General features: G+C 47.5%; 20 protein-coding genes and 1 other RNA gene. 4 read left to right on the top strand and 17 right to left on the bottom strand.

Annotated elements, in window-relative coordinates; all coding sequences use genetic code 11:
• Positions 1–22: 22 nt before the first annotated feature.
• The 15 genes from ACU70B_RS05515 to ACU70B_RS05445 form a co-directional block, all read right to left on the bottom strand.
• The gene (locus tag ACU70B_RS05515) at positions 23–946 is read right to left on the bottom strand and encodes a SufB/SufD family protein (protein ID WP_447185346.1); all 924 of its coding nucleotides are present in this window, start codon (positions 944–946) and stop codon (positions 23–25) included.
• A complete protein-coding gene (locus ACU70B_RS05510; RefSeq protein WP_447185345.1) occupies positions 936–1,682 on the bottom strand; it encodes an ABC transporter ATP-binding protein in 747 nt (248 codons plus the stop codon). The genes ACU70B_RS05515 and ACU70B_RS05510 overlap by 11 nt, the downstream gene beginning before the upstream one ends.
• Before the next feature lie 132 nt (positions 1,683–1,814).
• Positions 1,815–2,060, bottom strand: coding sequence for a FeoA family protein (locus ACU70B_RS05505; protein WP_447185344.1), 246 nt, complete (start codon positions 2,058–2,060; stop codon positions 1,815–1,817).
• A gap of 11 nt (positions 2,061–2,071) precedes the next feature.
• On the bottom strand, positions 2,072–3,829 hold the full coding sequence (locus tag ACU70B_RS05500; protein ID WP_447185343.1) for a FeoB small GTPase domain-containing protein: 1,758 nt from the start codon (positions 3,827–3,829) through the stop codon (positions 2,072–2,074).
• Positions 3,830–3,884: 55 nt separating this feature from the next.
• The gene (locus ACU70B_RS05495) at positions 3,885–4,310 is read right to left on the bottom strand and encodes a Fur family transcriptional regulator (protein WP_447185342.1); all 426 of its coding nucleotides are present in this window, start codon (positions 4,308–4,310) and stop codon (positions 3,885–3,887) included.
• 94 nt (positions 4,311–4,404) lie between these two features.
• A complete protein-coding gene (locus tag ACU70B_RS05490) occupies positions 4,405–5,337 on the bottom strand; it encodes a peptidylprolyl isomerase (RefSeq protein WP_447185341.1) in 933 nt (310 codons plus the stop codon).
• A 222-nt stretch (positions 5,338–5,559) separates the two neighbouring features.
• The gene (gdhA, locus tag ACU70B_RS05485) at positions 5,560–6,897 is read right to left on the bottom strand and encodes an NADP-specific glutamate dehydrogenase (RefSeq protein WP_447185340.1); all 1,338 of its coding nucleotides are present in this window, start codon (positions 6,895–6,897) and stop codon (positions 5,560–5,562) included.
• Between the two features lie 191 nt (positions 6,898–7,088).
• Positions 7,089–7,436, bottom strand: coding sequence for a YlbF/YmcA family competence regulator (locus ACU70B_RS05480; protein WP_447185339.1), 348 nt, complete (start codon positions 7,434–7,436; stop codon positions 7,089–7,091).
• Positions 7,437–7,470: 34 nt separating this feature from the next.
• Entirely contained in the window at positions 7,471–7,959 is a 489-nt protein-coding gene (locus tag ACU70B_RS05475) for a RidA family protein (protein WP_447185338.1), read from the bottom strand.
• Positions 7,960–7,973: 14 nt separating this feature from the next.
• Positions 7,974–8,984, bottom strand: coding sequence for a sodium:calcium antiporter (locus ACU70B_RS05470; protein ID WP_447185337.1), 1,011 nt, complete (start codon positions 8,982–8,984; stop codon positions 7,974–7,976).
• A 21-nt stretch (positions 8,985–9,005) separates the two neighbouring features.
• On the bottom strand, positions 9,006–9,773 hold the full coding sequence (locus ACU70B_RS05465; RefSeq protein ID WP_447185336.1) for a histidinol-phosphatase HisJ family protein: 768 nt from the start codon (positions 9,771–9,773) through the stop codon (positions 9,006–9,008).
• A 195-nt stretch (positions 9,774–9,968) separates the two neighbouring features.
• The gene (locus ACU70B_RS05460; protein WP_447185335.1) at positions 9,969–10,727 is read right to left on the bottom strand and encodes an SDR family NAD(P)-dependent oxidoreductase; all 759 of its coding nucleotides are present in this window, start codon (positions 10,725–10,727) and stop codon (positions 9,969–9,971) included.
• 356 nt (positions 10,728–11,083) lie between these two features.
• Positions 11,084–12,898, bottom strand: a complete 1,815-nt coding sequence (locus tag ACU70B_RS05455) for an ASKHA domain-containing protein (RefSeq protein ID WP_447185334.1) — start codon at positions 12,896–12,898, stop codon at positions 11,084–11,086.
• 4 nt (positions 12,899–12,902) lie between these two features.
• Complete coding sequence (fdhD, locus tag ACU70B_RS05450) at positions 12,903–13,625, bottom strand: formate dehydrogenase accessory sulfurtransferase FdhD (protein WP_447185333.1); 723 nt, start codon at positions 13,623–13,625, stop codon at positions 12,903–12,905.
• A 95-nt stretch (positions 13,626–13,720) separates the two neighbouring features.
• Positions 13,721–14,050 (bottom strand): hypothetical protein, encoded by a 330-nt coding sequence (locus tag ACU70B_RS05445; protein WP_447185332.1) that lies wholly within the window; start codon positions 14,048–14,050, stop codon positions 13,721–13,723.
• A gap of 254 nt (positions 14,051–14,304) precedes the next feature.
• Here ACU70B_RS05445 and rnpB point away from each other — a divergent pair.
• The 4 genes from rnpB to ACU70B_RS05425 all read left to right on the top strand — a co-directional run bounded on the left by rnpB (position 14,305) and on the right by ACU70B_RS05425 (position 19,885).
• Positions 14,305–14,698, top strand: an RNA gene (rnpB, locus tag ACU70B_RS05440) — RNase P RNA component class A.
• A gap of 129 nt (positions 14,699–14,827) precedes the next feature.
• Entirely contained in the window at positions 14,828–16,186 is a 1,359-nt protein-coding gene (locus ACU70B_RS05435) for a sigma-54 interaction domain-containing protein (protein WP_447185331.1), read from the top strand.
• A 537-nt stretch (positions 16,187–16,723) separates the two neighbouring features.
• Positions 16,724–17,923: a thiolase family protein gene (locus ACU70B_RS05430; RefSeq protein ID WP_447185330.1), complete on the top strand. Its 1,200-nt coding sequence runs from the start codon at positions 16,724–16,726 to the stop codon at positions 17,921–17,923.
• Between the two features lie 126 nt (positions 17,924–18,049).
• Positions 18,050–19,885, top strand: coding sequence for an acyl-CoA dehydrogenase family protein (locus ACU70B_RS05425; RefSeq protein ID WP_447185329.1), 1,836 nt, complete (start codon positions 18,050–18,052; stop codon positions 19,883–19,885).
• 196 nt (positions 19,886–20,081) lie between these two features.
• On the opposite strand, the gene hbs is transcribed toward ACU70B_RS05425, so the two are convergent.
• On the bottom strand, positions 20,082–20,408 hold the full coding sequence (gene hbs, locus ACU70B_RS05420) for a non-specific DNA-binding protein Hbs (protein WP_447185328.1): 327 nt from the start codon (positions 20,406–20,408) through the stop codon (positions 20,082–20,084).
• Between the two features lie 213 nt (positions 20,409–20,621).
• Entirely contained in the window at positions 20,622–21,671 is a 1,050-nt protein-coding gene (locus ACU70B_RS05415; RefSeq protein WP_447185327.1) for an HD-GYP domain-containing protein, read from the bottom strand.
• Positions 21,672–21,685: the final 14 nt, after the last annotated feature.

Genomic DNA, 21,685 nt, shown 5'->3' with positions numbered 1-21,685 from the left:
TTAGTGCCCACCCCTCTTATTTTTACCTGAGGAAACCTTCCAGTATAGTATCAATAGCCTCCTTTTCCGTCAGCCCCAGCGACATCAATTTGATCAATTGCTCACCGGCTATTTTGCCGATAGCAGCCTCATGGGTTAAAACCGCCTCGGCATTTTCAGCTATAAGCTCGGGTATCGACTGGATTTTAGCCCGGTCCATTATAATGGCATCGCATTCGACGTGACCCACGCATTCGCTTCTGCCCGCCATGGCTGCCTTAAAAATCTGCAATGAATCATCACGCCCTACCGACCGGGATAGAATCTGCCCACTGGCTCCCCGGCCTTCTATGTTTAACTTAATGTCCGATTCCGCTTTTTGCGTCCCATGGGTCATAAGCCTTTCGACGATTTTCAGGTTAGCCTTGTCCCCTATATGGGCAATTGTGGTGCGGACGGTATCATCTACCCCCTTGATCTGCACCATTTCCATTTCAGCCACGGCGCCAGTCTCCAGAATAATCTTGGTGGTGGGATTCAAAATCCTTTTTCCTTCCCCGTTTCCTTCGCCGTAATGTTTTTCCACGTACTTCATACGGGCGCCTTTTTTAACAATTATTTCGTGTATGCCATCATGACCGGAATCGCTATGGCTGTCATTATGAATGCCGCAACCCGCGATAATGGTAATATCAGCGCCTTCACCGACGATAAAGGTATTGTAAACCTGGTCGTGAAAACCAGACCTGGTTACTATTACCGGTACATGCACCGTTTCATTGCGGGTGCCCGGTTTTATTTCCACCAGTAAACCGTTATTGGCGGAATTGGGACCAACAAAAATATTGGGGGAAGACTGGCGCACAACCGGCTTGCCATCTTTTCTGATGTTTACAGCTCCCCGGGGTATGGCTTTAATATCACTTATAGTATTTAATAGCTGCATATCTACTGCTTTAAAGTTCATAGCATACTTCTCCCCTGCACTGGTCTTTCATTTTACACTGGATATCATCCCTGATTAACGGCCATATTTCCTGGGCCGACCCTTTTAATTTTATTGCCCCTTCTTCAAGAACGATAATCTCGTCACATATAGGCAATACATTCTCGTGGTGGGTGATAATTATAGCTGTCGACCGAGGGTTATTCTGATATTTTTGCACAATCAGGCTGATAAGCCGCTGAACCGTCCATAAGTCAACCCCGGCTTCAGGTTCGTCAAAAATACTGATAATACCTTCCCGGGCCAGTACCTGGGCAATTTCTATCCGTTTTATCTCGCCCCCGCTTAAGCCCGGTCCCAGGTCACGCTCCAGGTAATCCTCGGGACAAAGACCCACGTCACGCATTTTTATCCTTAAACCCAATCCGTCAATTCCAGGCCGGGCAATTTTTATCAAATCGGATACGTTTAGGCCCTTAAACCGGGGAGGCTGTTGGAAAGCATAGGTAATACCCCGCCGGGCGCGCTCAGTGACACCCAGTTCGCTTATATCTTCTCCATCCAGATAAATATGCCCGCTGCTCTGCCGATAGATTCCCATTATAATTTTGGCCAGGGTAGTCTTCCCTCCGCCGTTAGGGCCAGTTATGGCATAGAGTTTGCCGGGTTCAAAATCGATATTGATATTATGAATAATATCCCGGCGCGAACCATTTGTATTATCAACCGTCATGACCAAATTTTCTAGTTTCAGCATTATTCTACCTCCATTTTTCAGGCTGACAGTTATTCTTGAGATTTATTTTAGCATAACCAGGAGTTATGTACTAATGTCATTGCTCCAGAAAAGATAAATATCATTCTTTCTATTACTTTTTAAGCCAAGAAGCTACTCATTTTTCTGTTTCTCAGGTGCAGGCATTACTTCTACGGCAGAAGCAATTTCCCGCCCCAGGGCTAAACGAGTGTTCCCGATCGCAACGGTCAGGGGACCCCTGAAGGGATGGCTGGCCAACAAGGTGATATTGCTTCCCGGGGTAATTCCCATCGCCAGCAGGCGGTTGCGGGCCGCTTCGCCTTTGTTAATGCCGATTATGGTAGCTTGCTGGCCTGGAAGTAAATCTTTAATCGTCATAATTCCACTCCTTAGACCGGTAAAAGGATATTGAGCAGTATTCCTACCGTACATGAGGTAGCCAATCCCATTCCGATTATTTTAATTAAACCCCGGGCGCCGATTTCGCGGACTATCATTACCATAGCCGGAAGACAGGGTAGGGAAAGGCTTATCATGGCGATAGCTATAGTTGCTTCCCGGGAAGTCAAAGTCAGATGCAGCAGAATCAAGGGAGCGAGATAACGCTGGAATATAGTTATCAATACTGCTACCAGAGCCTCGCTCGGTATACCAAACAAAAAATGGCTTATCCCCTCGAATGAATGCAGGTTCTCCAGAATGCCGGATTCGATTAAGGCCCTTACCGCTATACTCATTACTAACAGTAAAGGCAAAACCTCGGTAAAGAAGCCAGCAAAGCGTATTTTAACCTTGTTCAGCAGATTAGTCCATCGGGGGACTCTTAAGGGGGGCAGTTCACAGACAAACAGTTTCTCCTGGGGCAGCAAACGATTAAGGATTAATCCCAGCGCAATCAGGGTAACCAGCATGACGGCTACTATGACCGCCGGAGAAACATTGAAGGCTGAGATAACTGAAGCCACGATACCCAGGGTTGCGGCACAGGGTATAACAATGGAAAGCAGGGTGATGACAATAAAGCGCTCCCGCTCCCGGGTCATCATTCTGCTGGCTACTACGGCCGGGGTACGGCAGCCAAACCCAAGGGAAAGGGGGATGACCGCTTCACCGGAGATACCTACCAAGCTTCCCAGGCGGGCAAAAGCCACCGAATATCTGGGCAGCAGGCCGGTATCCTCTAGAAAGGCCATGATGACAGAAACCATCAGCATGGCCGGCATAACTATGGTAAAAGGGATGAGCAATCCCTCCGGTACAGCCCGGGACATAATATTTTGAACCATTCCCGACGGTATAACAGCGCGGATAGATGCTTCTATATAGTTGTTCAGAGGCAGCAGAACGGTGGTCAAAGGGCCTTCAGCCCATTGAATAGATTTCAGCAGCAGGACAAAACCCAGATATCCCAGCAGCAGAAGAATCAGTATACCGGGGAAGGGCTTATCAACTATAGTCTGTATTTTATTCAGCCCGTCCGACTGCTTTTTATTTACCACCGTGGCAGTCATATCACTTATAACCCTGGCTTTATCTGAGCGCCGTATCATAGCGGCTTCACAATCACCCGCTGTACAGGCCTTGCACCCTGAACAATGCCTATCATCAGGTCTTTCCGCCCTTATCCTGCAGGTATCGCCTGACCGGGCAAGGTTTGTTGCCCCTGTCCCATATCCTTCAATCGCCTTCTTCAACTCTTCCCGGCTTCCGGCATCATAAACCGAGAACTCCACCACCGGGCAATTCAGCAGGCTTGCCAGAGCCCCGCTGTCGATCTCAAGTCCCATACTCTCGATCTGATCAATCTGGTTGAGGGCTACTACAACCGGAAGTGACAGTTCCAGCAGTTCGAGCGTTAAGGGCAGGTTCTGTTCCAAACGGCTGGCGTCGACTACGTTAATAATCAGCTCAACGCTTTCTTCCTGCAGCAGTTTTTTTACTTGTTCCGCAGCCTGGTCGACTGTATAGAGGGAGTATATTCCTGGTGTATCATAAACGGTAAATTCCCTGCCTCTCAGATACAATCTCGCCTTGCTTGTTTCCATCGAAGTTCCGGCATAGTTGGAAACAATGCTCTGCGAACCGGTCAGACGGTTGAAAATCGCGCTTTTACCGGTATTAGGCAGGCCTATAAGAACAATTGCCATATTGTTTCTCCCATCCAGATATTGATAATCATTATCATTACAAGTTTAAAAAAATTTACCTTTTCCTAAGGCATGACGGACAATACGCATAAAATTTCAACTCATGGTCAATAACCTGATATCCCTGGTTCTCCAGCTGCTGCTCTAAAATACTGAGAATATCGTCCTTCAATTCGGTAATTCGGCCACATTCCAGGCAAATAACATGATGATGCTGATGTATGCCTTCATCTGACAATTCATAGCGATAGCACCCTTCATCGAACCAGGTTTTGTAAAGGATCTCAATGCTGGCCAGCTTCTCCAGAGTCCGGTAAACGGTGGCAATCCCAATATTCGGCACTATCTTGCGGGCTTCGGCCAGCACCTCTTCTGCACTGAGATGCTTGCCCCGGTTATCCATCATAACTTCAAGGATAGCCGAACGCTGCCCGGTTATACGGTAATTGCTGTCTCTCAATTTATCTTTGATTTTGTCCATATCCGTCTCCTGAATATGATAATGGTTATTAAATTTCATTTTAGCAATAACCGTAAAAGAATGCCAGGACAATTCCCGGCATTCTTTTACACCGCTATTTTCTTAAATCCTTTACTTCCGCCTTTTTATTCAAACTGTTAAGGTAGTCTCCGTAAGCCTTATCTTTTTTCTGATTTTCCAAATCGGCCACAACCGAGTTCTTTACTTCTTCAAAGGGATGCACTTTGCTTTCCACCTTATCGCCAGCCTTGATTAAATGATATCCGGCCTCACTTTTAACTGGTTCCCGGGTAATTTCCCCCGGCTGTAATTTCAAAGCCGCCTCTTTGAATTCCGTAACATAATTGCTGTTTTCATTAATTGGGCCCAGATCGCCTCCCCTTTCCTTGCTGGGGCAGGTGGAATACTGCTTGGCCAGTTCTGCAAAATCGCTTCCCGCTTTTAGCTGAGCCAGGATGTCAAGGGCTTCTTTTTCTGTTGCTACCAGGATATGCGCTACCTGCATCCCACCTGGTTCGGTATACTGGCCGATATTATCCTGGTAATACTTTTGGGCCTCTGCTTCGCTTGCACTGATTTTGGCGGTAACCTTGTCCCTGATCTTCCAGTAGAGAATCTGGGTTTTCATTTCCTGGCGAAAATAGTTTTCCTCCATACCGCTATCTGCGAGGAAGGTTTTAATATCCTGATCCTTTAGAGCCTCGTCAACTTCGCTGTCTTTTATATTGATTTTCTGCTTTTCGGCCTCCTGCCAAAGTAATTTCTGTAAAACCATTTCCTTATATGACTGTTCTGCCAATTTAGATATGGTTTCCTTGTCTTTGACAGCATCCAGTTTTCCCGTTCCCAGAACCTGTTTTTCATAAGTAAATTTTAACAGCTTCAGGTGCTGGTCAAATTCAGTTTGGGTAATTTTATCACCGTTCACCTCGGCAATAACTTTGGACTGAGCCTGGCTGCCAGGTTTGCAGCCTGCCACTAACAAGCCTAACAGTAGCAATGCTACCAGGAAATATCGTTTTTTCATTCATGTTCTCCTTCCGTATTACTGCTTGCAATTATAACACAATTCCGCTGGCTACGGTGAAACTCGTCAATACCTGTTTTTACAAAAAAAGGAGCCCCTCGGGGCTCGCTTATTCTTATAGTAAATACTGTAGCTTCAGGGTCAGTACGAAATTTATAGTTTAAAATGCGACCTGCTTAATCGGGGTTGAAGCAGGTCTTTCGCAGTAAACCCAACGATTTATTATACTATTCCTTGAGCCATCATGGCATCTGCCACTTTGGTAAAGCCCGCGATATTGGCCCCGGCTACCAGATTGCCTTCCAGTCCATATTCCTTGGCCGCTTCACTGGCCTTGCGGTAAATATCGGCCATGATATCCTTTAGTTTGGCATCAACTTCCTCGAAGCTCCAGGAATACCTCATACTGTTCTGGGACATTTCCAATCCCGAAACTGCTACTCCTCCGGCATTAACTGCCTTAGCGGGGCCAAACAGCACCTGGCGGCTTAAAAATATCTCCGCCGCTTCTGCCGTACAGGGCATATTGGCTGCTTCAGCCACGCAGATACAGCCGTTGGCTACAAGCTGCCGGGCATCGTCCAGGCAAAGCTCGTTTTGAGTAGCGGTCGGTACCGCAATATCACAGGGCACCTCCCAGGGAGATTTGCCTTCCACCCACCTGAACCCAAATTGTTCGGCATAAGCACGGGCCGGACGCCGATAAACACACCATAGGTCCATCAGGAATTCCAGCTTTTCGCCTTTTATTCCTTCAGGATCAAAAACATAGCCATATTCATCACCGATAGTGACTACTTTACCGCCAAGCTGGTTGGCCTTTTCGATAAAATAAGTACCGACATTGCCATAGCCGGAAATGGTGATGGTCTTCCCCTGGATACTTTCTCCCCGGGATTTTAACATTTCCTCAATAAAGTATACGGTACCATAACCAGTAGCTTCCGGCCGGGCCAGACTTCCGCCCCAGCTTCTCCCTTTGCCGGTAAGAACACCTTCAAAATTATTTACTATTCTCTTGTACTGTCCAAAAAGATAGCCTATCTCCCGTCCTCCGACACCAATATCCCCGGCCGGGACATCGGTATCAGGGCCTATATGGCGATATAGTTCAGTCATAAAACTCTGGCAAAAACGCATTACTTCACCATCCGATTTTCCCCGGGGGTCAAAATCACTGCCTCCCTTGGCCCCCCCCATAGGGAGACCGGTAAGCGAATTTTTAAAAGTCTGTTCAAAACCAAGGAACTTGATTATACCGAGGTTAACTGAAGGATGGAAACGCAAGCCGCCTTTATATGGGCCTATGGCACTGTTAAACTGTACTCTGAACCCCCGGTTGACTTGAACCTCTCCGCTGTCATCAACCCACGGAACCCGGAAAATCACTTGTCGCTCCGGCTCCACTATCCTTTCCAGCACCCCGCTGGTTATATACTCGGGATGCCTGTCAATAACCGGCTGCAAAGATTCCAGCACCTCGTGCACAGCCTGGTGAAATTCAGGCTCGCCGGGATTGCGCTTGATTACCCGCCCCATCAGTTCATTTACATAAGACATGTTTACTCCCCCTTTGGAATACTACCTAACCATTAATCCAGCTATTCCAAATTATAATTTCCTGCTTTTCTTCCTGTAAATAGTTTTATCCCGGGTATATTGTATGCATCTCCCGGTCTGTGTCTGCGGAACAAGGGACAGATCGCCCTCCCTGTATAAGAAAGAGCCCCTGTCCCCTTAGTCTTTTGCTTTTACTTAAAACCAGCCTCGACTGCTTTTTGAATAATCTCCAGCACATCATTAAACATCTGGATAAAAGAGCTTTCAGCAGTGAAGAACTCTTCCATCTCCTTTATCTGGCTAGCCTCAGCAAACAGCCTGCTGATCTCAAAGATAACATCGGCATCCGCCTCTTGCCCCAGAATTTGAGCCCGATTTACCTCCATCTGCTGGTTGCGTATCTTCACTATCATTTCCTGATGCTCAGGGTTGTTTTCCACTCCGCCCTTGGCTGCCACATACCTTTTATATACCTCATGGCCGGTTATGGCGCGGGCCAATTCTTGAGCTTTATCATAGGGATTAACCAGGTCTGCCATTATTAACACTTCCTTAACAATAATCCATTTAAACTTAACAACTAATTACACCCGGGTCAAGCAACTGCTTGACCCGGGCAATCATCTCTATTTCACAGGCGGCATTCAAAGGCAGCGAGTTGACCCCCACCGCTGCCCGGGCATGGCGGCCTTTTTCACCCAATATTTTTTCCAGCAGCTGGGATGCTCCGTTAAGAACATCGGCCTGCCGGTAAAAATCCTCCCGGCATTGAATATAGCCTGTTATCTTGACAATCTGTAACAGGGATTCCCACTCCCCGATATAGGCTTTAAGAACCGCCAGGCAGTTGATGGCTGCCAGTTCCGCAGCTTTCATTCCCTGCTCCATATTTATTTCCTGGCCTAATCGTCCGGTGTACACTACTTTATCATTCTGACGGGGCAATTGCCCGGAAACGAACATGAGATCCCCGGCCTGCACGGCTGGAAGATACGCTGCCAAAGGTTTGGCCACCTCCGGTATTACTATTCCCAGTTCCTGCAGTCGGCTCGATACGCTCATCTGTGAACTTCCTCCTAACAATTAACAATCCCTTTAAATACCGCCACGAGAAATACGGCATAAAACAGTCCCCCAGCCATTAAAATCGGAGCACTGATATGTTTGTGTATGCGTAACTGAGTAAACATAATCAAGGCGGACAGCAAAGCCAAAACAGCCGAGAACAGCGCTCCAGCGGTTAACTGCCAGTCAGTTAAAAATATTCCCAGGGCGGGAATCAGCGAGCTCTGAAAAACCATGGCTCCAGTGATGTTTCCCAGGGCCAGAGTATCCTTTTCCCGGGATATCCAGATAACGCTGTTGAATTTTTCCGGCAGTTCTGTAGCTATCGGAGTTACTATCAATGCCAATACAAAGGCAGGAACGCCGTAGGTAACAGCTACCACCTTTACCGATTCCACAAACAGGTTGGCGCCAAAGATAATAAGCGCCAGGGCTACTATGATTTGAACCGCAATTCGGTGCAGGGCAGCCTGGCGGCGGTCGAAATAGCAGGGCGGCATTTCCGAATCAGATTCGATATCCCGTTCCTCGCGAAACATGGTGCGTACATAAACAACATATGATATTACCATAATGACAGCAACAGCTAGTTGTAAGGTTCGAAGCCCGGGAGGAATCATACCCGCCAGAATAGCCACGGCAAAGATGATCATGAAAAACAACAGGTCCCGGGACATGGTGGAATAATCCGCTACTACCTTCATGCCGTGCATGCGTCGGCGGCGGAATATTATTACTGCCAGACCGGTTACAAACATGGCCAGGGTGGATAGCATGAGAGGAGCACCAAGAATGGCCCCGATGCCGATATCACGCCCCTCGCTGCCCTGGCCGCCAAAAAGAATAGCAATGATGGGGATTATGGTTTCCGGCAGAGCTGTGCCCACTGCTGCCAGCACACTTCCTACTGCTCCTTCGGACAGGTTGAGCTTTTTACCCAGCCATTCGACTCCATTAACAAAGAGTTCTGCTGCTAATAGTATAATTCCCAGACTGGCTACAAGTATGGCAATACTCTTCATTCTCTGCTCTCCTTTAGTATCTTATTTTAACGCCATTAACTTAACCTGCCGCTGTTCAAGCATGGCTATGCTCTTAAAGCCGGCACCGATCAGCCTCCGGTGAGCTTCTGCCAGTCCTTCGCCCAGCTGCGAGGGGTGGTGCGCATCGGAACCCAGGGTCACGGCTATTTCCTTGGCAAAAACCAGGTCGATAATCTCCGGGGCGGGATATATTTCCTTTACCGGCTTACGCAGGCCGGCACTATTAATTTCTATTACCATGTCCGCAGCTTTAATACTGTTTAATAGAGGTTCAACATAATGCTCTACGGTATGCTCCCGGGGACGGTGGCCCCAGATTTTTATCAAGTCCAAATGTCCCACCACGTCAAATAAACCGGATTTAATTGCCCTATGTACCAGGTTAAAATAACTGCGGTAAATCTGGTCGATGTCTTTTCCGGTAAAAAGATGGGAAAAATCAGGGTGGTCGAATCCCCAGCCTTCTATAAAGTGGATCGAGCCGATAAGGTAGTCAAAATCATACTGCCGGCTTATTTCCCTGATATGCTCTTCCCGGCCGGGAATATAATCCACTTCTAAACCCAGCCTGATATTTATATCCGGGAATTCTTCCCGCAGCTGCTGAAGTACTGCGGTATCTATCCGGGAGAGGTATTCATCATGTTCACTAAAGCCTAACTCCAGTATTCCCTGCTCCCGGGCCGCTACAGCGAAGGTCTTGAGCCAGTCATAGGTATATCGGTACTCCCCGTGGGCCAGGGCATGGATGTGGTAATCCTGTAACATGGATATAAATATCCTCCATTCTGGGTTTTAATATCGGCAAAGCCTTCCGCTTGACACCTGGTACCCGGACAGGACTTCTAAACAATTCTAAATTATTTTACAGCAAAGCTCAAATCATCATCATACAATTTTCTCCCTCAAATCGAAAGAGCAAGGGCCGTTTATCCCTTGCTCCCGCCGCATGATTTTTTAAGTTTATACGTAACAGGCCAAACCCCCGTCGACCAGAAAGATATTCCCGGTCAGCCAGGATGATTCCTCCGAGGCAAAGAATATAACGGCGCCGTTCATATCTTCGGGATATCCCACCCGTTTCATAGGAAACAAGCGGTTGAGTTTATCCATCTTGCCTGCGGCCGCCAAACGGTCTATTTCTCCCTGCATCATAGGGGTAACAATATGTGAAGGGCAAAGACAGTTCACCCGTATAGTCGGGCCCAGGTCTGCCGCCATAGCCCGGGTAAGATTTACCACCCCGCCTTTCATGGCACAATAAGCGGTAGATTGAAACGCGCCCAGAGTGCCCAATATCGAAGCAATATTGATAATACTGCCCCCGCCGCTCTCCTGGATAAAGGGAACCAGCACTTGCGATACCTCGAAAACACTGCGCAGGTCAACGCGATACATCTGGTCAAACTCATCCATAGTGGTCTCCAGAAATGGCTTGCGCATCGCTGAACCCGCATTGTTCACCAGAATATCCAAACGTCCCCATTCGCTTTTAACCAGGGCGCGCATTTTTTCGATATCAGCCCGAACGGTTACATCGCCTGGACATGCCAAGGCCGTTCCGCCATTTTGCTTTATCTCCGCCACCGTCTCCTCCAGAGGCTGAGAACGCCGCCCCGCAACCAGAACCCGAGCCCCGTTTTCCGCCAGGGCTATCGCCGCCCCTTTGCCTATCCCGGTGCCTCCGCCGGTAACTACCGCAACTTTTTCTTCTAATCTCATCAGCCAAAACCCCCCTCAATATCATTCACAAACCATTTACAGCAATATCTAACCAATAATTCTCCAGGTATAACCAAAATTCCTTTCTATTCCGTACTTTTAAGTCTTGTAAAAAACCATTATAACGCCGGGGAGGAACTATCCCGGGAAGACGCGGCGCAATATGGATAAAAAGAGATAAAGGCGGGGGAAAGCGTTGCAGCCCTTTATTTCCGATCCGAGAGAAGCATTATTCACAAGGTCGGCACCGTATCATAACAGGAGAGCGGGCTTTTGCCAACATAAGTTATCCCCGCAGGGGGGAAACATTGCGGCTACAGCTTCCGCTCTCTCCACATAAGTTTTTCACAACTCTTTTAGAAATTAAGGTTATGCAGAAACTTTTCCTGGAAACCGGGATGGTGGGCAAGCTCTATACACTCAATCTTGCCTTGCAGAATCCTGGCCTCGCGACGCTTGGCATCTGAGAGCAGGGCCAGCACGGCTCCTTGAGCAGCAGTATTGCCAATGTTTATAATCTTGCTGGGTTCCACCGGGGGCAGCATTTTTACCAGGATGGCGTTTTCCGGATTAATATAGTTGCCAAAGGCACCGGCTATATATACCTTTTCCAGTTGCCTGCAGTCCAGTCCCGCTTTTTCCATGAGGATATCGATAGCCGTACGTAAAGCGGCTTTGGCCAGCTGCAGTTGTCTGATATCCTCCTGGTTTAAAACCAGGGGAGGACCTGATTCTGTCTTAAGCAGCACGATTTCCAGACCTCGTTCACTTTCCCTGATTTGAAGCCGGTCGACGGCTTCCGGTGTTATAATCCCTTTTTCATCTGTATATCCCAGCTTTAACAGAACAGCCATTAGGTCAATAACAGCTGAACCGCAAATACCACGCGCTACCTGAGCGCCGGGGATATGAAAATGCAGACGGCCTTCATCATCTGCATCCACCCGGTCTACCACTCCTGTGCCAGCCCGGGCGCCACTGCTGATTCCTCCGCCTTCAAAGGCAGGTCCGGCAGCAGCCGATGCTGCCCAGAGCCGGCCGCGATGGCAAAGAACAATCTCGCCATTGGTGCCGATATCAATAAACATCCAGGCTGCCGAAGGCTTTACCTCCAGAGTCAATAAACCGGCTATGGTGTCAGCACCCACAAATCCACCTGCCTGGGGCAGAATATAGACCCGGGTATCTCCGTCAGCTATCAGGCCCAGTTCTGCGGCTCCCAAATCCAGTTCATCAATTACAACTCCGCTATAGGGTGCCACCGCAAAACCGGATGGATTTATGCCCAGCAGAAAATGCAGCATAACCGGATTCGCTGCCACCGCATATTCATAGAGGTCAGAAGAACTTAGCGCTGCCTCCTGGAGTAATTCCTCCACGATTGTATTTATACTGTTCAGTAAAACCTGACGCATTTTGCCTAAACCATCAGGATTCTCCAGGCAATAACTTATCCGGGAGATGACATCGGCTCCATAAACCCGCTGCATATTGGTTCCGGAAGCCATAGCCGCCACTTTTCCATCCTGCAGGTCGACGAGAGCTGCAAAGAGGCTGGTACTGCCGATGTCCAAGGCAATACCGTAAGCACTTTTCTTTTCCCGTCCGATATGTTTTACCGTCCGCTGTTCCCATTCCAGAGCCCATAATTCCAGGGTCGGACGTCCAACCCGATCCAGGCTGGACAATTCATTCCAGTTTTTGCTGCTCAGCCGGATCTGCTTTCCGTTAAGGGCCTGTTTAAGCCTTCGCTGGATAGGAATGGGACTATCCTTATCCAGCCCCGGGATATAGATTTTACGCAGATTTACTCTGGGGCTGGACTGGTACTGATGCCGTTCCTTAAAAAGCTTATCCTTGGCATCGGAACCGAAGTCGCCGTAATCCAGGTAAACGGTGATAGACTCATCCACATTACAATAACAGGCCAGTCTCTCCCCGCTCTTAATCTCTTCCGCCAGCAGATACCCCCGCTCATTATCGCTCTGCTCGCTTACCCGTCCCTCAATCCGTACCTTGCACCGGCCGCAGGTTCCCATGCCGCTGCATGAACCCGCAACATCTATGCCATGGGCGGCCATACTGCGCCAAAGGTTCACACCGGGGAAAGTCCAATACTCGTCATCGGTTCCGTCAGGATAGACCAGTCTGATTCTCACCTTATCAGGCATCTGATCACCAGCCCTTCCCGGCAGTTATTCTATGGGGATGGGTATAAATATTGAACCTGTCGCCTCTGGCAAAACCAAGCACCGTAATTCCCGACTGCCGGGCTATCGTTTGGGCCAAACTGGTTACCGCCGCCCGGGAAACAACTATCTTAACCCTCATAAGCACCAGCTTTTGAATTATTTCATGACTTATCCGCCCGCTGCTGAGAAATATCTTATCCGCACAATCGAGGTCTTTTAACAGGCAGTATCCATATAGTTTATCTACGGCATTATGCCGGCCGATATCCTCACGGCTTATAATTATCCCTTCCGGCGTAGCCAGGCTCATAATGTGCACCCCGCCTGTTTGCTTGTGTAAATCTGAACTGTCAAGATGTTTCCGCATCAACTCAGTCAGTCTGTCCGCCGGGCAGGAGATGTCGGCAAGGTTGCTTGACCCGGCATCACTTTTGAGCCCGGATCGGGGGCTGAGATTCAGATGTATGGTATCGCCGTCAAATTCTATGCCCTTAATCTCCTCCCCCCTGGAAATCAGACCCTCCATCGCCAGATGTCCGGTCAGCAATTCTTCCAGGTGGGAAGGGGTACAGCAAATGCTCTGGTAATGGGCATTATTAATATTAACATTGAAGCACTGCTCGTTTATTATCAATTCCCGGTATTCCTCAATCCCCTTTTCGGGTGAGTATCGGTGGATTAAGCGGTATATTGCTTCCTGAGCCAAAACAACCCTACCTCCAAATCGTTTATTTAAGAATATGCGGCTTCAGCCGAGAAATATAAAAAGGCGGCCAGTGGCCGCCTTTTTGCCCATTAGGTTTATTCGGGTTTGGTTTCTGCCATAAGAGCAAACGCAAATATAAAAACCCATATCATTGATGCCAGAAACGCAACCAAAGCTCCGTTCACATCCCCGCTGTGAGCCAACTGTTTGTTGCCTATGGAGTACATAACATTAAAAACTACCAATCCCACTCCGGTCAGGATAAAGATAATCTTTTTAAATCCTCCCGACAGCTGGAATTTTTTTGCCCAGCCGCAAAACTTTAGGAATATAAAAATCCCCAGTAATACCATCAAGAAGGTAAATAGCGGATTGCCCCATATTCCTGGCGCACTAGCTCCCGATGAGCCAAATACTGCTAACACTTGTTTCCCCCCCCTCTCTCCTTCCTTATTAAAAGCTATTGTATTACTTTACTTCTAATACAACAAGGAAAGCAAATACCGATGAGTGCAACGAATTCCCCAATTCCCTGTCCTTTCAAGTAGATATTCTCTATATGCAACGCATTTCCTTCTTTAAAAAAGATAATTTTTGATAAAAATTGTTTAAATCCCGCAAAGCTTTACAAATACATTAATATAAATTATAATAGTTTCTGCTTTAAAAGAAAATAAAGTAAGTAAATCAGATAGTCGCAGGCTTTTGGGCTTGAGGAAAGTCGGAGCTCCGCAGGGCAGGGTGCTGGATAACGTCCAGTGGGGGCGACCCCAAGGAAAGTGCCACAGAAACAAACCGCCGCAAACGGAGATCAGAGGCCGGAGGTCAGAAGCAGGATCTGCTCTTCTGGATTCTGGTCTCCGTTTACGGTAAGGGTGGAAAGGTGAGGTAAGGGCTCACCAGCATTTAGGCGACTAAATGGCTCGGCAAACCCCACCCGGAGCAAGACCTAATAGGGGAATAATGAAGTAGCCCGCTTCTTTCCCGGGTTGGTCGCTAGAGGTGCCAGGCGACTGGCATCCCAGATAGATGACTATCAAATACAGAACTCCGCTTACAGATTTACTTACTTCGTTCAATAAGAACCGCCGCTCAGGCGGTTTTTTTGTTGTCCGACTTGTGTTAAACTGTTGTTGTAATATAAGGCAATAATTATATTTTGTGCCATAATGTTACACAAAATTCAAGGCAGGTATTTACGGATGAAAATAAATGACCATCAGATGCTCTATATTTTGCAGCATATGATAGAGAACCCCTACATGGGTGTGGTTTATATCGATACCAGTTGCCGGATACTGCTGGTTAACCAGACCTTTGCCGATATTCTGCAGGTCCGGAAAGAGAACTTGATAGGCAGGCACGTCAACGAGGTAATCCCCCGCTCACGCCTCCCCCATACCGTTAAAAGCGGTGAAACCAACCTCTGTGAGCTCTGCACGGTAAACCATAAGGAAGTAATATCCATGCGGGTGCCCATATTTAATGACGGTGAAATAGTAGGGGCGATGGCTAAAACCCTTTTCCTCGACATGGAGGCCGCCCAGATAATGATTAAGCATATGCACGAACTGCACAATGTCAATCCCCAGCAAAAAAACGGGAAGTATTGCAGCAAATACACCCTGGACGATATTATCGGCCAGACTCAAAATATAATGCGGATTAAGACTCTCTGCGCCCAGATAGCCAACAACATATCCAACGTATTGATTATTGGCGAAAGCGGAACCGGTAAAGAGTTGTTTGCGCATGCCATACACAGCAGCGGCTATCGCAGGAACTATCCCTTTATCCGTATAAACTGCGCCTGTATCCCGGAAAATCTGCTGGAATCGGAATTATTTGGTTACGAGGAAGGTTCCTTTACCGGTGCTAAAAAGGGTGGTAAAATCGGTAAATTGGAGCTAGCCCATGGGGGAACTGTATTTCTGGATGAAATCGGGGAATTACCTTTGATGATGCAGGCCAAACTTCTAAGTTTCCTTCAGGAAAGGGAATTTGAACGTATCGGCGGTAACGAACTGATCAAAACTGATGTTCGGGTTATTGCAGCTACCAATAACAATCTAGTGGAGGCGGTAGCTCAGGGGACTTTTCGCGAGGACCTTTACTATCGTCTAAATGTGGTATCAATTTTGATCCCTCCCCTGCAAAGCAGAATCGAAGATTTGGAACTGCTGGTAGACCACTTTATCGATAAAATCAATCACAAGTTAGGAACATTTATAAGCGGGGTTGATGATGATTCTTTAACGCTTTTAAAAGCTTACGACTGGCCGGGCAATATAAGGGAACTGGAAAATCTAGTGGAACGCGCTATTAATCTCGCCGACCTGGACGGTCAGAAAATAATCCAACCCGAGTACCTGCCTGCCTTAAACATCCGCCAATCTTCCAACCGGCGGACTTCCCTCAACCAGGCCGTGGAAGACCTGGAATACCAGATGATTAGCAATACCTTGAAGGATAATGATTATAACAAAGCTATGACTGCCCGGCTGCTTGATATCCATCCGTCGGTCTTATACAGGAAATTGAAAAAATACCACATCAGCTAATTATTGCATTTGTGCACCAGACCTAACAGCTATTATTAGGCGTTAATAAACTTGTCCGCCCCAATCTTACGGTCTTGGGCTGTAATGATATTATAAATTTGGAAAATTTCGAACTTATGAATGGCTATATGCAATGGAAATAAGAATAATTTGCATTTGTGCAAGCAGTTCATGAATATTTGCAATAAAACATGAACCCAGCGTTTTATTTTGCGAACCTGGTCTCTCAAAAAAGGATACAGGTTTTTCGCTTTTTATGGCATTTATAATCCATTATCGCAAATCATTACCTTTTTTTGTTTATTCTCCAATCGCAGCTATAACCAAAGCGGCCTTATTTCCGAAATTACAAACCCAAGAAGAAGTTGGCATAAATTTTGCTTATAGTTGCTTATAGTTACTGCATGTGTAGGGAGGAATCCTTGGGGGGGTGGTACTATACTCTATCGCTATTAGGGTTTTGGAGTCCTATTCAGTATCCAATAATCAATTATATTGTCCTTAAGGACTTAAATGTTTTGAGAAAGGGGCGTTTTAATGAGGGAAGTAGTAATAGTAAGTGCTTGCCGTACTGCCATAGGCAAATTCCTGGGCAGCCTTAAAGATGTACCGGCCAAGGAGTTGGCGATTACCGTGGGAAAAGCTGCTGTAACAAGGGCAGGTATCCCAGCAGACCTGGTTGATGAAATAGTAATGGGCGAAGTGTATCCCCATATGCAGGGTTCACTGCCAGCCCGCCAGGTAGGGCTGGCCGTAGGATTACCGGTCAGAAGCAATGCCTGTAATGTTAACCAGAACTGTGCTTCTGGTATGCGGGCTCTGGACATTGCCTGTACCAACATAATGGTCGGCAAGTCTGACATAGCTCTGGTAGTCGGGGTTGAGAATATGAGCGCGGCCCCCTATATGATACCCAAAGGAAGATCAGGATACCGGATGGGACCCGGTACTATTGAAGATGCCATGCTGCATGACGGTCTGATTGACGGCCTGGTTCCCGGTCACATGGGCTTGACTGCGGAAAATGTAGCTGAGAAATACGGTATCACTCGTCTCGAATGCGATGAGCTGGCACTTATGAGTCACCAGCGGGCAACTCGGGCCGTTAAGGAAGGTACCTTCAAGCGTGAAATTATCCCGGTAGAAATTAAAACTAAAAAAGGCGTTACCTACTATGAAACCGATGAACACATGATCCCCGACGCCAACCTTGAAGCCATGGGCAAGCTGCCCTCCGCCTTCAAAAAAGGCGGAGTTGTAACTGCCGCCAATGCCTCCGGTATAAATGATGCTGCGGCTGCAGTAGTTGTTATGTCCAAGGACAAGGCAGCCGAACTGGGAGTTAAGCCATTGATGAAAATGATAAATATTGTGGCCGAAGGGGTTGCCCCGGAAGTCATGGGTCTGGGTCCGGCAGTTGCTGTCCCCAAGGGTCTTAAACAGGCCGGTCTGAAATTTGAAGATATAGATTACTGGGAAATCAACGAAGCCTTCGCAGCACAATTCCTGGGTGTCGGACGGATGCTCAAGCAGGATTCAGGCATCGAGCTGGATATGGAAAAATGCAATCTCAACGGTTCCGGAATAGCTCTGGGCCACCCGGTAGGCTGTACTGCTCTTCGTATAGTGGTATCCCTGTATTATGAACTGGAAAGACAGGGCAAAACTACCGGCGGGGCATCACTTTGCGTCGGTACCGGACCCGCTCTGGCATCGCTCTGGACCAGAGACATATAGTTGATAGCCTGCTTAACGCTTCCTGCAGGACGGCCGGTATGATACGTTAGAGAGAAAACATTTAAGGGAAGATTTTATGCCCTTCTAAGGAAGCAGTATCATATTTAAAGAATTGGAGGGAATACAATGTCAGCTAATTTCGCTTATTTAAACACCAGGGATCTGGAATTCATTATTCAAGAATGGCTGCCTACAGAACAGGTCTTTAATTATGACCAGTTTAAAGATTACTATTCCAAAGATGATGTCAAAGCTTTTCTGGCTCCGATACTTAAAATGGCCAAAGAAGTGGTTGAACCCACTAACGAGGATGGCGACAAGAACCCGGTCAAGCTGGTGGATGGCAAGGTCATACTCCCCAAGAGCTTTGGGCCTTTGTTCCACAAGCTGCAATCGGAAGGCTGGGGGACCAGCAATATTGACAAATCAGAAGACGCCATGATCATGCCTCATGTTTTAAACGCCGCCGTTACCGAATTGCTCTGCGCGGCCAATCCGGTATTCTATCCCTATATCCTGTTGACCAGCGGTGCCGCCGACCTTATTCAGAGTTTTGCCGATGAAGACCTGAAGCAGGTGTTCCTGCCCAAAATGATGGATGGAACCTGGGCGGGCACCATGTGTTTGACTGAACCCAGTGCGGGCTCTGATGTGGGCGACATCCTGTCCAAGGCCTATCCCACTGATGACCCTCGCATCTTTAATATTAAAGGGCAGAAGATCTTTATTACCGGCGGCGACAATGATTTTACCGATAATATCATCCACCTTTACCTGGCCCGGGTGGAGGGTGCTAAAGCCGGTACCAGCGGTATCTCCCTGTTTATCGTACCCAAATACTGGGTTAACGAAGACGGCAGCCTGAGTGATAATGATGTGGTTACCACCGGGGTAGAGCATAAGCTGGGTCAGTATGCCTCCTGTACCGCTGCGCTTTCATTTGGTGATAACGCCAGCTGCCGGGGCTGGCTGCTGGGCAAGAGCCCGTTGGAGAACGATGGCAGAGGGGAAGGCATGGCCCAGATGTTCCAGATGATGAACCTGGCCCGGATGGAAACCGGCCACATGGCTCATTGCTGCATCGCCAACGCCTTCTATAATGCCCGCGATTATGCCAAAGACAGGGTGCAGGGACGCCCCTTCACCAATCCCCGCGGCGAACGGGTCGCCATTATCAACCACGAGGATATCCGGCGCACCCTGATTATGGGCAAAGCTCATATGGAAGCCACCCGCGCCATGCTGATGAAAGCCCTGTTTAATTTCGATATTCGTGAACATGACCCTAGTCCGGAAGAAAGACAAAAAGCCCAAACTTACGTGGAAATTGTGACTCCGTTATGCAAGGCTTATCCCAGTGACGAAGGCTGGTGGCTCTGTGGCGAAGCTATTCAGGCCTATGGCGGCTACGGCTTCTGTGAAGAATATCCGGTAGCTCAAATTGCCCGTGATATAAAGATTTACTCCATCTGGGAAGGCACCAACTTCATCCAGTCTCTGGACTTGATCGGCCGTAAGATGGGCATGGCCAAGGGGGCTGCCTTTGCAGCCTTCATTCAGGAAATCAAAGACTTCTTCGCTGCCAATAAGGATACTGCAGGTCTGGAGAAGGAATTCCATAACCTGGGGCGGGCTCTGGAAGCCTATGACAGTATCCTGGGTACCCTGGTCAGCTGGAAGGGCAGTAATCCTTCCCTGATTCCAACCTATTCCCGCCGGGTTTTAACTGCCACTTCCCAGCTGCATGCCGGTCATCTGCTGCTGGATCAGGCCCTGATTTGCCTGAAGAAAATGGCTGAAATAGGTCCCGAACATTACGATTACAAGTTCTACAAAGGCAAAGTGGAAGCCACCCGCTGGTATCTAAGAAACGTGGTGCCTAATATCTGGTGTATGGCCGATATTATTGCTGATGCCGATACTTCGGCTTTGGATATCGACCTGGAGTCCTTTGACTATTAAGTAATGTTATAAGTGCCGCTGGCGGAAGCATGTGCTTCCGCCAGGCATGAAATATTTCCCGCATATTTTATATGCAAACTTCCACCCAATAATTCCCCTGTCAAAGAAGAAGTGCCTGTCACTTCTTCTTTGATTTTTGACCGCAAAAAATAAGGAGATATACCGGCAGTATACCTCCTTATGATTTTTGTTTTAGCTATTTCGCTTTTTTGCCGCCTTTACCCTTTTTCGGACCTTTGGTGGCAGGCTTTACTGCAACAGCTTCCTTGAGGGATTTACCAGGTTTGAATGCCGGAACTTTGGTAGCAGGAACTTTAATTTCTTCCCCCGTTGCCGGACTGATGACTTTTCTTTCTTTCCGGTCACGCACTTCAAAGCTACCAAAGCCGATAATTTGAACCTTGTCGCCATTTGCCAGTGCCTGTTGGATGGTCTCTACCAGTGCATCAAGCGCTTTAGCAGCATCCTTCTGAGTGACCTCGGCCTTTTCCGCCAAAGATTTAACAAGTTCCGATTTGTTCACGACTAGTCCTCCCTTAAAAAATTTATTAACCATAATTTACATTCCCCATAAAAAGGGCAATTCCTGCTACTAAACAAAAAATTTTTTAGATTTCTTATAAATTTTCAATTTAGTAGGTAGTTTATATTTTTCCAGTTTCGATCAACTTTATGCACTGAACCCCTATTTTCAGGCTCTTAGTAATAAAAAAGCTTAATAAATGCGGCAATACTGCTAATCAATAACTTCCAATATAGAAATGCTGCGGTCAGTAGCCAGGTTGTAGAAGGTGTCCCCCACCATCACGATTGGCCGAGTAGGTTGAGATGGATCAACGTAAATCACCACCCCTATTTCATCATTGGAAAGCAGTACTTCATTGCCGACATAGAAACTGGTGATTTTATCGTAAAATACCTTGGATATGCTGGGGTTAAGTTTACCGAAAGACTCCTGCCAGAGTATTTCGGCTGCCGTGTAAGGCGACCTCTTGCTGGAATAAACCCGGGTAGAGGTTACGGCATCGTATACATCGGCAACTGCAACCACCGACACACAGAGATTTTTGCTGTAACCCCTGGTCCCCATGGGATAACCCGAACCATCCGCCCGCTCGTGATGCATCAGAGCTGCATTGGCAACATTGCTGCTTATCCAGTCATACTGGGTCAAAAGATTATAGCCCATCAGAGTATGTTTCTTTATCTCCTCATATTCACTATCGGACAACTTGGCCGGTTTATTTAATATGTCATCATCTATAAATACCTTACCGATATCGTGTAATAACCCAGCTTCGCCTAATTCCTTTATGGCCTCCGGATCACATTTAAGCCAGCGCCCCATCAATATACAGAGCAAGGCTACGTTAACCGAATGGGTGAAGAGATAGTCATCCTTTTCCTTCATCAACCGCATCTGGCGAAACAAGTCGCCGGCATCAAAAACCTGCTCCAGCAATAAATCGGTTATATCCTCGAAATCCAGCGGCTTGCCCAGCTTGGCTTCCAGCATAAATGATCTGACTACCCCCAGGGAGTCGCTATAGACATCTTCAAATCGCTTCCCCGATTTAACCCTGGTCTCGGCGTCCATGATAAAAACATCATCAATATTGCGACTGCGGAGATTGTCCAGGTGTTCCCTGGTGACCATAGTCCCTCTGGGCAAAAGCAGTTTGGAATCATAGGTAAATATGTCTTTTCCCAGGGTTACGCCGGGCTTTAAGCTGTTAACCTTTATTTTAAGCATCGCTTGTACCCTTTCTAAAATTACTCTACTCATTGGCTATTCTACAA

The sequence above is a fragment of the Syntrophomonas curvata genome, from assembly GCF_052976825.1.
The sequence above is the reverse complement of the archived record's forward strand: the minus strand, read 5'-3'. Positions and strand labels throughout refer to the sequence as shown.